The sequence below is a fragment of the Streptomyces globisporus genome (genome assembly GCF_003501885.1).
In the GTDB taxonomy this organism is placed as follows: Bacteria; Actinomycetota; Actinomycetes; order Streptomycetales; family Streptomycetaceae; genus Streptomyces; species Streptomyces globisporus_D.
Genome location: NZ_QWFA01000177.1, coordinates 1 through 12696, shown reverse-complemented (window position 1 = coordinate 12696; position 12696 = coordinate 1). Strand labels below are relative to the sequence as shown.

The window sequence follows — 12696 nt, the reverse complement described above, 5'->3', positions numbered from 1 at the left end:
CGGGCCCCGCGCAGCCTCCGGCCAGGAAACCGGCCCCGGCCGCGCCCAAACCCCCGCCCCCCGGGCCCCCCGCGAAGGCCGGCTCCGCCGGCGGCTCCGCCTCCCGCTCCGGCGGCTCCTCCAACCGGGTGCGGGCCCGCCTCGCCCGGCTGGGCGTCCAGCGCTCCAGCCCGTACAACCCGGTCCTGGAACCCCTCCTGCGTACGGTCCGGGGCAACGACCCCAAGATCGAGACGGCCACGCTCCGGCAGATCGAGAAGGCCTACCAGGTCGCCGAACGCTGGCACCGGGGCCAGAAGCGCAAGAGCGGCGACCCCTACATCACCCACCCGTTGGCCGTCACCACGATCCTCGCCGAGCTGGGGATGGACCCGGCGACGCTCATGGCGGGCCTGCTCCACGACACCGTCGAGGACACCGAGTACGGCCTGGACACCCTCAAGCGCGACTTCGGCGACCAGGTCGCCCTGCTCGTCGACGGCGTCACCAAGCTGGACAAGGTCAAGTTCGGCGAGGCCGCCCAGGCCGAGACCGTACGCAAGATGGTCGTCGCCATGGCCAAGGACCCGCGGGTCCTCGTCATCAAGCTCGCCGACCGCCTGCACAACATGCGCACCATGCGCTACCTCAAGCGGGAGAAGCAGGAGAAGAAGGCCCGCGAGACGCTGGAGATCTACGCCCCGCTGGCGCACCGGCTGGGCATGAACACCATCAAGTGGGAGCTGGAGGACCTCGCCTTCGCGATCCTCTACCCCAAGATGTACGACGAGATCGTCCGCCTCGTCGCCGAGCGGGCCCCCAAGCGCGACGAATACCTCGCCATAGTGACCGACGAGGTCCAGTCCGACCTGCGCGCCGCCCGCATCAAGGCCACCGTCACCGGCCGCCCCAAGCACTACTACAGCGTCTACCAGAAGATGATCGTGCGAGGCCGCGACTTCGCCGAGATCTACGACCTGGTCGGCATCCGCGTCCTCGTCGACACCGTCCGCGACTGCTACGCGGCGCTCGGCACCGTCCACGCCCGGTGGAACCCGGTGCCCGGCCGGTTCAAGGACTACATCGCGATGCCCAAGTTCAACATGTACCAGTCGCTGCACACCACGGTGATCGGTCCCAGCGGCAAGCCCGTCGAGCTCCAGATCCGTACGTTCGACATGCACCGCCGCGCCGAGTACGGCATCGCCGCCCACTGGAAGTACAAGCAGGAGGCCGTCGCGGGCGCCTCCAAGGTCCGTACCGACGTCCCCAAGAACACCGGGCGCGGCCAGGACACGGTGAACGACATGGCGTGGCTGCGCCAGCTCCTGGACTGGCAGAAGGAGACCGAGGACCCGGGCGAGTTCCTGGAGTCCCTGCGCTTCGACCTCTCGCGCAACGAGGTCTTCGTCTTCACGCCGAAGGGCGACGTCATAGCGCTGCCCGCCGGCGCGACCCCCGTCGACTTCGCGTACGCCGTCCACACCGAGGTCGGCCACCGGACCATAGGGGCACGCGTCAACGGGCGGCTCGTCCCGCTCGAATCGACGCTCGACAACGGCGATCTGGTCGAGGTCTTCACCTCCAAGGCGGCCGGCGCCGGGCCCTCCCGGGACTGGCTCGGCTTCGTCAAGTCGCCGCGCGCCCGCAACAAGATCCGCGCCTGGTTCTCCAAGGAGCGCCGCGACGAGGCCATCGAGCAGGGCAAGGACGCCATCGCGCGCGCCATGCGCAAGCAGAACCTGCCGATCCAGCGCATCCTGACCGGCGACTCCCTGGTCACCCTCGCCCACGAGATGCGCTACCCCGACATCTCCTCGCTGTACGCGGCGATCGGCGAGGGCCATGTCGCGGCGGCGGGCGTCGTCCAGAAGCTGGTGCAGGCCCTCGGCGGCCACGACGAGGCCAACGAGGACATCGCCGAGTCCACCCCGCCCTCGCACGGCGGCCGCAGCAAGCGCCGCGCCAACGCGGACCCCGGCGTCGTCGTCAAGGGCGTGGAGGACGTCTGGGTCAAGCTCGCCCGCTGCTGCACGCCCGTCCCCGGCGACCCGATCATCGGCTTCGTCACCCGGGGCAGCGGCGTCTCCGTGCACCGCGCGGACTGCGTCAACGTGGAGTCGCTGTCGCAGCAGCCCGAGCGCATCCTCGACGTCGAGTGGGCGCCCACCCAGTCCTCCGTCTTCCTGGTCGCCATCCAGGTCGAGGCGCTGGACCGCTCCCGGCTGCTCTCCGACGTCACCCGGATCCTCTCCGACCAGCACGTCAACATCCTGTCGGCGGCCGTCCAGACGTCCCGCGACCGGGTGGCCACCTCGCGCTTCACCTTCGAGATGGGCGACCCCAAGCACCTGGGCCACGTCCTGAAGGCCGTGCGCGGCGTGGAGGGCGTCTACGACGTCTACCGGGTCACGTCCGCCCGCAGGCCGTAGCCGCTGCCGTGGCGTGACCGTATCGAGGTCACGCCACGGCCTTTTCCGAACGGCCACCGCGTCCTGACGCCCGGCGATTGACCCATGATTTTGCCCTGAGAATGCACCCCGAGCCGGGTCGCTTCCGCGCCTACGGTCCTTCCATGACCACTTTCCAGGTGCCTCAGCGCATGAACTTCGCCGCCGTCTCTCCCCAGGTCTTCAAGGCCGTCCTCGCCCTCGACGCCGTCGCCCGCGAAGGGCTCGACCCCGTCCTGCTGGAACTGGTGCAGATCCGCGCCTCACAGATCAACCGCTGCGCCTACTGCATCGACTACCACACCGGTGACGCCCGCAAGGCCGGAGAGGCGGAGGAGCGGATGCACCAGCTCTCCGCCTGGGAGGAGTCGAGCCTGTTCACCGAGAAGGAGCGGGCCGCCCTCGCCCTGACCGAAGCCGTCACGCTGCTGCCCGGGGGAGTGCCGGACGCGGTGTACGAGGAGGCGGCACGGCACTTCGGGGAGAAGGAGCTCGCCCAGCTCATCGCGCTCATCTTCACCGTCAACGCGTGGAACCGGATGAACGTCACCACGCGCAAGACACCCGGTACCCCGTGACCACCGTCGAGACCGGGGCGCCCGCGGCCACCGGTCGCTCACCCGTCAAGGGCTGGCTCGCGGTCATGGCGGTGACCCTCGGCATCTTCTCCCTGATGACCTCCGAGCTGCTCCCCGTGGGCCTGCTCACCCCCGTCGGTCAGGCCCTGGACGTCTCCGAGGGCACCGCCGGGCTCATGGTCACGGTGCCCGGCCTGGTCGCCGCGGTCTCGGCGCCCCTGGTCACCGTGGCCACGGGGCACATCGACCGCCGCATCGTCCTGGTGGTCCTGATCGGTCTGATGGGCGCGGCCAATCTGGCCTCCGCCTTCGCCACCAGCTTCACGGTGGTCCTCGCCGCCAGATTCCTGATCGGTCTCAGCGTCGGCGGCTTCTGGTCCATCGCCGGAGGCATCGCCCTGCGGCTGGTGCCGGCCAGGCACGTCGCCCGGGCCACCGCCGTGATCTTCGGCGGGGTGGAGACCGCGTCCGTCCTGGGCGTGCCCGGCGGAACGCTCATCGGCGACCTCAGCGGATGGCGCACCGCGTTCGCCGCCGTGGGCATCCTCGGTCTGGTCTCCCTGGCCTGCATGCTCTTCTTCATGCCCAGGGTCCCGGCCGGGCGGACCGTCACCTTCTCGGCCCTGCCTCAGGTCTTCCGGGGCAACGCCGGTGTCCGTGTGGGTATCGCCCTCACCTTCCTCGTCATCACCGGCCACTTCCTCGCCTACACGTTCGTCCGGCCGGTCCTCCAGGGCGACGGCGTCACCGACAGCTCGATCGGCGTGCTGCTGCTGACGTTCGGAGTCGCCGGAATCTGCGGCAACTTCATCGCCGGAGCCCTCGTCACCCACCACCTCGGGCGCTGCGTCATGGGCATCTCGGCGGTCCTCGCGACGGCCATGGCCGTCCTCGCGCTCGCGGACACCGGCGCCTTCTCCGCGGGGGCGATCCTGGTCCTGTGGGGGCTGGGTTACGGTGCGGTGCCGGTCACCTTCCAGACCTGGATACTCGACGCCGCACCGGACGCCACCGAGGCGGCCACCTCGCTGTACGTCTCGGCGTTCAACCTGTCCATCGCGCTGGGCGCGCTCCTCGGCGGCTTCGCCGTCGACGGCATCGGCACCACGAGCGTGCTGTGGACCGGCGCCGCCCTGACCGTACTGGCGCTGTTCGTGGCGGGCGGTGCCCGCCACGGCGTGCACCACCCCGTTCCGTAGCCGGGACACGAGGAAGGCCCCGGTACGCATCGCGCACCGGGGCCCTGCCTGTGGGCTTCTCAGCCGCCGAACTCCTCCAGGCCCTTCAGCGCCTGGTCCAGCAGCGCCTGGCGGCCCTCCAGCTCCTTCGCCAGCTTGTCCGCACGGGCGTTGTTGCCCTGGGCGCGCGCGGTGTCGATCTGGCCGCGCAGCTTGTCCACGGCGGCCTGGAGCTGACCGGTCAGACCCGCGGCGCGGGCCCGCGCCTCCGGGTTCGTCCGGCGCCACTCGGACTCCTCGGACTCCAGGAGCGCGCGCTCCACCGCCTGCATCCGGCCCTCGACCTTCGGGCGGGCGTCACGCGGTACGTGGCCGATGGCCTCCCAGCGCTCGTTGATGGACCGGAACGCGGCGCGGGCCGCCTTCAGGTCCTTCACCGGCACCAGCTTCTCGGCCTCGGCGGCGAGCTCCTCCTTGAGCTTGAGGTTCTCGCCCTGCTCGGCGTCCCGCTCCGCGAAGACCTCGCTGCGGGCGGCGAAGAAGATGTCCTGGGCGCCGCGGAAACGGTTCCACAGGTCGTCCTCGGCCTCGCGCTGGGCGCGGCCCGCCGCCTTCCACTCGGTCATCAGGTCGCGGTAGCGCGCCGCCGTGCCGACCCAGTCCGTGGAGCCGGACAGCGACTCGGCCTCGGTGACCAGCTTCTCCTTGGCCTTGCGGGCCTCCTCGCGCTGGGCGTCCAGTGCGGCGAAGTGGGCCTTGCGCCGCTTGGAGAACGCCGAGCGGGCGTGTGAGAAGCGGTGCCACAGCTCGTCGTCCGACTTGCGGTCGAGGCGGGGGAGACCCTTCCAGGTGTCCACCAGCGCCCGCAGCCGCTCGCCGGCCGACCGCCACTGCTCGCTCCGCGCCAGTTCCTCGGCCTCGGCGACCAGCGCCTCCTTGGCCTGCTTGGCCTCGTCGGTCTGCTTGGCCTTCTGCGCCTTGCGCTCCTCGCGGCGCGCCTCGACCGTCGCGACGAGCGCGTCCAGCCGCTTGCGCAGCGCGTCCAGGTCGCCCACCGCGTGGTGCTCGTCGACCTGCTGCCGCAGATGGTCGATGGCCGTCGTCGCGTCCTTGGCCGACAGATCGGTGGTCTTCACCCGCCGTTCGAGGAGGCCGATCTCGACCACAATGCCGTCGTACTTGCGCTCGAAATAGGCCAGAGCCTCCTCGGGGGAACCGGCCTGCCACGATCCGACGACCTGCTCGCCCTCGGCTGTACGCACGTACACGGTGCCCGTCTCGTCGACGCGGCCCCACGGGTCGCTGCTCACAGCGCCTCCTCCACCTGATGCCTGCGAGGGGGTTCGCCCCCCGGGCATCGTCCACAGTTTCCTGGGGCGGGCCTCGCCCGCCCTGCACAACGCCAATCTAGGCGACCGGCCGCCCGGCTGTCCGCACTCAGCGCGGCTGAAATTCTCCGCTCGGGCAGGGAGAGGGGCCTCCGTCCGGGCGGAGGCCCCTAGGTCCTGTCGCCGTCCCGCAGGCTCAGCTCTTCTCGACCGAGACCTTCTCGACCGTCACGGCCTTCTTCGGGGCGCCGTCGCCCGCACCGCCCTCGACCCCGGCCTCGCCGACCTTCTGGACGGCCTTCAGCGAGGCGTCGTCCATCGTCCCGAACGGGGTGTAGGTGGGCGGGAGCTTCGTCTCCTTGTAGACCAGGAAGAACTGGCTGCCGCCGGAGTTCGGCTGGCCGGTATTGGCCATCGCCACCGTGCCCGGCGGGTAGACGACCGTGCCGTCGGCGCCCGCCTTGCCGAGCGCGTCCAGGTTCTCGTCCGGGATGTTGTAGCCCGGGCCGCCCGTGCCGTCGCCCTTGGGGTCGCCGCACTGGAGCACGAAGATGCCCTGGGTGGTCAGCCGGTGGCACTTGGTGTCGTCGAAGTAGCCCTTGTCGGCGAGCGCCTTGAAGGAGTTCACGGTCTGCGGGGTCTTCGCCGCGTCCATCGAGAACCCGATGTCACCCTGGCTCGTCGTGAGCGACATCGTGTACTTCGCCTTTTTGTCGATCTTCATCGCGGGGAGCGGAGCCTTGCTCTCGCTCTCCGAAGGCTCCGGAGTGGGGCTCTGGCTCGCCGCCGCCTCGCTCTTCTTGTCCTTGTCGTCGTCCTTGCCCGCCACGACGAACGCGCTCACGCCCACGACGGCGACCACGGCCACCGAGGCGGCGACGATCGCGGTGATGCGCCTCGTCCTGCGGCGGGCTTCCTCCCGGCGCTTCTGCTGGCGCTCGAACTTCTCCCGGGCGAGCTGCCGCCGCCGCTGTTCGCTGCTGGACACCGGTTGGGCTCCTTGTTACGTCGTGGATCGTCGGATGGGGGCCTGAGCTGCCCGTACCGTATATGGGTTACCTGTGTCATGAGGAGCGCCGGTAGGCTCTGATCCGCCGCATCCTTGTACTGCGGGCCGCATCCTCCGCCGAACATTAAGGACGATCGTGCTTATTGCCGGGTTCCCCGCCGGGGCCTGGGGGACCAATTGCTATCTGGTCGCCCCCGCCGCCGGTGAGGAGTGCGTGATCATCGACCCGGGCCACCAGGCCGCCCAGGGCGTCGAGGAAGCGCTGAAGAAGCATCGGCTCAAGCCCGTCGCCGTCGTTCTCACCCACGGCCACATCGACCACGTCGCCTCGGTCGTGCCCGTCTGCGGCGCCCATGACGTCCCCGCCTGGATCCACCCCGAGGACCGCTACATGATGAGCGATCCGGAGAAGGCGCTCGGCCGCTCCATCGGGATGCCGCTCATGGGCGAGCTGACCGTGGGAGAGCCGGACGACGTCAAGGAGCTGACCGACGGGTCGAAGCTGACCCTGGCCGGTCTGGAGTTCGGCGTCTCGCACGCGCCCGGCCATACCAAGGGGTCGGTGACGTTCGGGATGCCCGAGGCCGCGGACATTCCGCCGGTCCTCTTCTCGGGCGACCTGCTCTTCGCCGGCTCCGTCGGACGCACCGACCTGCCCGGCGGCGACCACGCCGAGCTGCTCGAGTCGCTGGCCCGTGTGTGCCTGCCGCTCGACGACTCGACCGTGGTGCTGTCCGGCCACGGCCCCCAGACGACCATCGGCCGCGAGCGCGCGACCAACCCATTTCTGAACGGGCTGGACGCGGCGCCGCGCCGAGGACTGTAGACGAGAGACGTAATCACGTGAGCACCTTTCAGGCCCCCAAGGGCACGTACGACCTGACCCCGCCCCGTTCCGCGACGTTCCTGGCGGTGCGCGAGGCCATCTCCGCGCCCCTGCGCGACTCCGGGTACGGCTACATCGAGACGCCCGGCTTCGAGAACGTCGAGCTGTTCGCGCGCGGTGTCGGTGAGTCCACCGACATCGTCACCAAGGAGATGTACACCCTCACCACCAAGGGCGGCGACCAGCTGGCGCTGCGTCCCGAGGGCACCGCCTCCGTCCTGCGCGCCGCCCTGGAGGCCAACCTCCACAAGGCGGGCAACCTCCCCGTCAAGCTCTGGTACTCCGGCTCGTACTACCGCTACGAGCGCCCGCAGGCGGGCCGCTACCGACACTTCTCGCAGGTCGGCGCCGAGGCCATCGGCACCGAGGACCCGGCCCTGGACGCCGAGCTGATCATCCTGGCCGACCAGGCGTACCGCGCGCTCGGGCTGCGCCAGTTCCGTATCCTGCTGAACTCGCTGGGCGACAAGGAGTGCCGACCGGTCTACCGCGAGGCGCTCCAGACCTTCCTGCGCGACCTGGACCTCGACGAGGAGACCCGCCGCCGCATCGAGATCAACCCGCTGCGCGTCCTGGACGACAAGCGGGCCGACGTCCAGAAGCAGCTGACCGACGCCCCGAAGCTCCGCGACTACCTGTGCGACGCGTGCAAGGCGTACCACGAAGAGGTCCGCGCCCTGATCACGGCGGCCGGGGTCGTCTTCGAGGACGACGAGAAGCTGGTGCGCGGCCTCGACTACTACACCCGTACGACCTTCGAGTTCGTCCACGACGGTCTCGGCTCGCAGTCCGCGGTGGGCGGCGGCGGCCGCTACGACGGCCTCTCCGAGATGATCGGCGGCCCCGAGCTGCCGTCCGTCGGCTGGGCGCTCGGCGTGGACCGCACGGTCCTCGCCCTGGAGGCCGAGGGCGTCGAGCTCGACCTCCCCGCCGTCACCAGCGTCTACGCCGTCCCGCTCGGCGACGAGGCCCGCCGGGTCCTGTTCGGCGTCGTCACCGAGCTGCGCCGCGCGGGCATCGCCGCCGACTTCGCGTTCGGCGGCCGGGGCCTGAAGGGCGCGATGAAGAGCGCCAACCGTTCGGGCGCCCGCTACACCCTGGTCGCCGGCGAGCGCGACCTCGCCGAGGGCGTCGTCCAGCTCAAGGACATGGAGTCCGGCGAGCAGAGCGCGGTGCCGCTGGCGGAGGCCGCGGCGGAGCTGGCGAAGCGGCTCGGCTGAGCAAGGAAGCAAACGCGGCCGCCGGGACCCTGGGTCCGGGCGGCCGCGTTTTTCCGTCCGCCGTCAACCTGGCGGGCATGCGTTCACCCTTGGTGGTGCACCCCGTTGGGGGCCGGTCATGTGCTCCGCTTCGACGGACCGGCACCGGGAAGCCGTCCATCCTCCGTCGTCGGGGCCTCGCGGCTGTTCGGGTCCTCCCGTCGGGGCCTTCGTCGCCGTACGTCTTTATGTCCATCGAACGGTGGACCGGTGCGGGGTTGCGGCACAATGACCTTGCCCGGCTGACCACTCGGTGACGGAACGGCGATATGACGACTGCAGCGGTAGACCACGACCTCTCCTCCGATCAGGACGAGGGCGGCCGCAAGCGCACCTTCGGGGCCGGACGCGGTCTCGCCCTGCTTCTGGTGATCACCGGTGCGGCCGGCCTGCTGGCCTCCTGGGTCATCACGATCGACAAGTTCAAGCTGCTGGAGGACCCCTCCTTCACGCCGGGCTGCAGTCTCAACCCCGTCGTCGCGTGCGGCAACATCATGAAGAGCGAGCAGGCCTCCGCGTTCGGGTTCCCCAACCCGATGCTGGGGTTGGTCACCTACGGGATGGTCATCGCGATCGGGATGGGCCTGCTCGCCGGCGCCCGCTACCGGAGCTGGTTCTGGCTCGGGCTGAACGCCGGGACGCTGTTCGGGGTCGGCTTCTGCACCTGGCTCCAGTACCAGTCGCTGTACAACATCAACTCGCTCTGCCTGTGGTGCTGCCTGGCCTGGGTCGCCACCATCGTCATGTTCTGCTACGTGACCACGCACAACGTCAAGCACCGCATCCTCCCGGCCCCGGCCTGGCTGCGCAGCGGGCTCACCGAGTTCCCCTGGGTGCTTCCGGTGATGTGGATCGGGATCATCGGCATGCTGATCCTGACCCGCTGGTGGGACTTCTGGACCAGCTGATCACCGGGCCACTCCCGTAGGCGGCCCTGTCAGTGGGGTCGCTTAGGCTTCATGACGTGGAGCCCGACCTCTTTACCGCAGCCGCCGAAGACCGCCAGGAGAAGGACCCGTCCAGCAGCCCCCTCGCTGTCCGGATGCGTCCGCGCACCCTCGACGAGGTCGTCGGCCAGCAGCATCTGCTGAAGCCGGGCTCGCCCCTGCGCCGTCTCGTCGGCGACGGGGGCGGTCCGGCGGGGGCGTCCTCCGTCATCCTGTGGGGTCCGCCCGGCACGGGTAAGACGACCCTGGCGTACGTGGTCAGCAAGGCCACCAACAAGCGTTTCGTGGAGCTCTCCGCGATCACCGCGGGCGTCAAGGAGGTCCGCGCCGTCATCGAGAGCGCGCGCCGCGCCACCGGTGGCTTCGGCAAGGAGACCGTCCTCTTCCTGGACGAGATCCACCGCTTCTCCAAGGCCCAGCAGGACTCCCTGCTGCCCGCCGTGGAGAACCGCTGGGTGACCCTCATCGCCGCCACCACGGAGAATCCGTACTTTTCGATCATCTCCCCGTTGCTCTCGCGCTCCCTGCTCCTCACCCTGGAGCCGCTGACCGACGACGACCTGCGCTCGCTGCTGCGCCGGGCGCTGACCGAGGAGCGGGGGCTCGGCGGGGCGGTCACGCTGCCCGGGGACGCCGAGGCGCATCTGCTGCGGATCGCCGGCGGCGACGCGCGCAGGGCGCTCACCGCGCTGGAGGCCGCGGCCGGTGCCGCCATCGCCACGCACGAGGCGGAGATCACGCTGGAGACGGTCGAGGCGACCGTCGACCGCGCCGCCGTGAAGTACGACCGCGACGGCGACCAGCACTACGACGTGGCCAGCGCGCTCATCAAGTCGATCCGCGGCTCCGACGTGGACGCCGCTCTGCACTATCTGGCCCGGATGATCGAGGCGGGGGAGGACCCCCGGTTCATCGCCCGGCGGCTGATGATCTCGGCCAGCGAGGACATCGGGCTCGCGGACCCCACCGCGCTGCCGACGGCGGTGGCGGCCGCCCAGGCCGTCGCCATGATCGGTTTCCCGGAGGCGGCGCTCACCCTCAGCCACGCCACCATCGCACTGGCGCTCGCCCCCAAGTCCAACGCGGCGACGCTGGCGATCTCCGCCGCGCAGGACGACGTGCGCAGAGGGCTCGCCGGACCCGTCCCGGCCCATCTGCGCGACGGCCACTACAAGGGCGCGGCCAAGCTCGGCCACGCCCAGGGCTACGTCTATCCGCACGACGTGCAGGGCGGCATCGCCGCCCAGCAGTACGCCCCGGACGCCGTCCGCGACCGGCAGTACTACACACCCACCCGCTACGGCGCCGAGGCGCGGTACGCGGACGTCGTCGAGCGCGTCCGCGAGCGCCTCGGCCGCGCCGGCGAGAGCGGCGAGCAGGCGTAGGTGTCTTCGAGCCGCCCGGTCAGGACGCGGCCGCCTCGAACAGGGTGTGCATGGCACGGCGCAGCTCGGTGACGTCCCGCACCGGCTCGGGGAACTCGAAGCGGGCGTCGAAGCACGCGTCCCTGCTCTCGATGAAGCGCACCCGCAGTCCGAAGCGGTCCAGCGCCACGGGCACCGCGCTCGGCTGGTTCGGCGCGCACGCCCGGGCGGTCCGCTCGCCCAGCAGACCGCACAAGGTGCGCATCTGCTCGTCGTGGGCCGAGGCCAGATGCTGGAGCAGTTCCGCCTCGTGGTGGACCAGCGGGTCGGGGGCCGCGTCGCGGAAGTCCTCCGGCTCGATGTCCTCGGCGCCCCAGAGGTCGTCCACGTACGCCTCGCCGAACTCCAGGCGCAGCATCATCCGGCCGGGCTCGGCGATGCCCGGGACGGAGGTGAGCCAGCCGGAGACCCAGGCGCGGCCGCGGATCCGGTGCGGTACGGAGACCGGAGCGACGTCCGTGATCTCCAGCACGGCGGTCAGCTCGTCGCCCTGCGCGTGCGTCGCGGCCCGAACGGCCGGGGAATCCGCGGGGAATTCGAGGAACACATCGCCCTCGGGCCCCACGCTCCGGCTGTCCGGGACCAGGGGTTCGGCGCGGGCCAGATCGAGCCCCGGTACGACGAGCAGCGCGGAGCGGGTACTCTGTACGAGAGTTCGTGTGCGCTCGGCTGCTGACGGCATCCGAGTGTTTTCTAGCCCGCTGGGACGCGGCTGACCACGATCTGATCGGCCTTCCGTCGTAGCAGCATCCTCCTCTGAGATGCTGCCGCTGTCTGTGCTGTCCGTGACGTGAGTGGTGTTCCCAGGGCGAGACATGCGATCTCCTTGAGTAAGGTAAACCTAACCTAACCTACAATGGAGGTCTGGAGAACGTGCCTAACCAGTCGCGTCCCAAGGTCAAGAAGTCGCGTGCCCTCGGCATCGCCCTGACGCCCAAGGCTGTCAAGTACTTCGAAGCTCGTCCGTACCCGCCGGGTGAGCACGGCCGTGGCCGCAAGCAGAACTCGGACTACAAGGTCCGTCTGCTGGAGAAGCAGCGCCTGCGTGCGCAGTACGACATCAGCGAGCGCCAGATGGCGCGCGCCTACGACCGTGCCAAGAAGGCCGAGGGCAAGACGGGCGAGGCGCTGGTCGTCGAGCTCGAGCGCCGTCTCGACGCCCTGGTCCTGCGTTCGGGCATCGCCCGCACCATCTACCAGGCCCGTCAGATGGTCGTCCACGGCCACATCGAGGTCAACGGTGGCAAGGTCGACAAGCCGTCCTTCCGCGTGCGCCCGGACGACATCGTCCAGGTCCGCGAGCGCAGCCGCTCCAAGGTCCCCTTCCAGGTGGCCCGCGAGGGTGGCTACGACACCGAGGGTGAGACCCCGCGCTACCTCCAGGTGAACCTGAAGGCCCTGGCCTTCCGCCTGGACCGGGACCCGAACCGCAAGGAGATCCCGGTGATCTGCGACGAGCAGCTCGTCGTCGAGTACTACGCCCGCTGATCCAGGCGTAGCCGCTCTCACCAGCGCTCCGGCCCGCCCCTCCCTGTCATCCGGGAGGCGGCGGGCCTTCGCGTTCCGCCCGGCCCGCCCGGCGCCGGCACCCCTCCCGCGCCCGGCGCGCCCCCCGGCGCGCCGGGCGCGGGAGGGGTGCCGGCGCCGGGCGGGCCGGG

Annotated in this window: 11 protein-coding genes; 8 read left to right on the top strand and 3 right to left on the bottom strand. The window is 70.5% G+C overall.

Annotated features, from left to right (window positions below; genetic code table 11):
* Nucleotides 1-128: 128 nt before the first annotated feature.
* The 3 genes from D3105_RS26515 (at nt 129) to D3105_RS26505 (ending at nt 4206) form a co-directional block, all read left to right on the top strand.
* The gene (locus D3105_RS26515; RefSeq protein ID WP_023608330.1) at nt 129-2411 is read left to right on the top strand and encodes a RelA/SpoT family protein; all 2283 of its coding nucleotides are present in this window, start codon (nt 129-131) and stop codon (nt 2409-2411) included.
* 143 nt (nt 2412-2554) lie between these two features.
* Nucleotides 2555-3007 (top strand): carboxymuconolactone decarboxylase family protein, encoded by a 453-nt coding sequence (locus tag D3105_RS26510; protein WP_165891088.1) that lies wholly within the window; start codon nt 2555-2557, stop codon nt 3005-3007.
* Nucleotides 3004-4206: an MFS transporter gene (locus D3105_RS26505; protein WP_118905524.1), complete on the top strand. Its 1203-nt coding sequence runs from the start codon at nt 3004-3006 to the stop codon at nt 4204-4206. The genes D3105_RS26510 and D3105_RS26505 overlap by 4 nt, the downstream gene beginning before the upstream one ends.
* Nucleotides 4207-4265: 59 nt before the next feature.
* Here the strand turns inward: D3105_RS26505 and D3105_RS26500 are convergent, their stop codons facing one another.
* Together D3105_RS26500 and D3105_RS26495 are read right to left on the bottom strand one after the other, a co-directional pair.
* The gene (locus D3105_RS26500) at nt 4266-5495 is read right to left on the bottom strand and encodes a DUF349 domain-containing protein (RefSeq protein WP_032787954.1); all 1230 of its coding nucleotides are present in this window, start codon (nt 5493-5495) and stop codon (nt 4266-4268) included.
* Nucleotides 5496-5709: 214 nt separating this feature from the next.
* Nucleotides 5710-6501, bottom strand: coding sequence for a peptidylprolyl isomerase (locus D3105_RS26495; RefSeq protein ID WP_118905523.1), 792 nt, complete (start codon nt 6499-6501; stop codon nt 5710-5712).
* Nucleotides 6502-6658: 157 nt separating this feature from the next.
* Here D3105_RS26495 and D3105_RS26490 point away from each other — a divergent pair, with 157 nt between their 5' ends.
* From D3105_RS26490 to D3105_RS26475, 4 genes are all read left to right on the top strand, one after another.
* Nucleotides 6659-7348, top strand: a complete 690-nt coding sequence (locus tag D3105_RS26490; protein WP_097876710.1) for an MBL fold metallo-hydrolase — start codon at nt 6659-6661, stop codon at nt 7346-7348.
* Between the two features lie 17 nt (nt 7349-7365).
* Nucleotides 7366-8628: a histidine--tRNA ligase gene (gene hisS / locus D3105_RS26485; protein ID WP_118905522.1), complete on the top strand. Its 1263-nt coding sequence runs from the start codon at nt 7366-7368 to the stop codon at nt 8626-8628.
* A 308-nt stretch (nt 8629-8936) separates the two neighbouring features.
* Complete coding sequence (locus D3105_RS26480) at nt 8937-9575, top strand: vitamin K epoxide reductase family protein (protein ID WP_118905521.1); 639 nt, start codon at nt 8937-8939, stop codon at nt 9573-9575.
* Nucleotides 9576-9631: 56 nt separating this feature from the next.
* Nucleotides 9632-10999, top strand: a complete 1368-nt coding sequence (locus D3105_RS26475; protein WP_118905520.1) for a replication-associated recombination protein A — start codon at nt 9632-9634, stop codon at nt 10997-10999.
* A gap of 19 nt (nt 11000-11018) precedes the next feature.
* On the opposite strand, the gene D3105_RS26470 is transcribed toward D3105_RS26475, so the two are convergent.
* Nucleotides 11019-11720: a DUF2470 domain-containing protein gene (locus D3105_RS26470; protein ID WP_118905519.1), complete on the bottom strand. Its 702-nt coding sequence runs from the start codon at nt 11718-11720 to the stop codon at nt 11019-11021.
* Nucleotides 11721-11911: 191 nt separating this feature from the next.
* Between D3105_RS26470 and rpsD the strand changes: the two genes are divergently transcribed.
* Nucleotides 11912-12526, top strand: a complete 615-nt coding sequence (gene rpsD / locus D3105_RS26465; protein WP_006123201.1) for a 30S ribosomal protein S4 — start codon at nt 11912-11914, stop codon at nt 12524-12526.
* Nucleotides 12527-12696 lie beyond the last annotated feature (170 nt).

Coding starts and splice junctions, on each gene's coding strand:
- D3105_RS26510 (WP_165891088.1), top strand. CDS start 2,555: ATGACCACTTTCCAGGTGCCTCAGCGCATGAACTTCGCCGCCGTCTCT.
- D3105_RS26480 (WP_118905521.1), top strand. CDS start 8,937: ATGACGACTGCAGCGGTAGACCACGACCTCTCCTCCGATCAGGACGAG.
- D3105_RS26470 (WP_118905519.1), bottom strand. CDS start 11,720: ATGCCGTCAGCAGCCGAGCGCACACGAACTCTCGTACAGAGTACCCGC.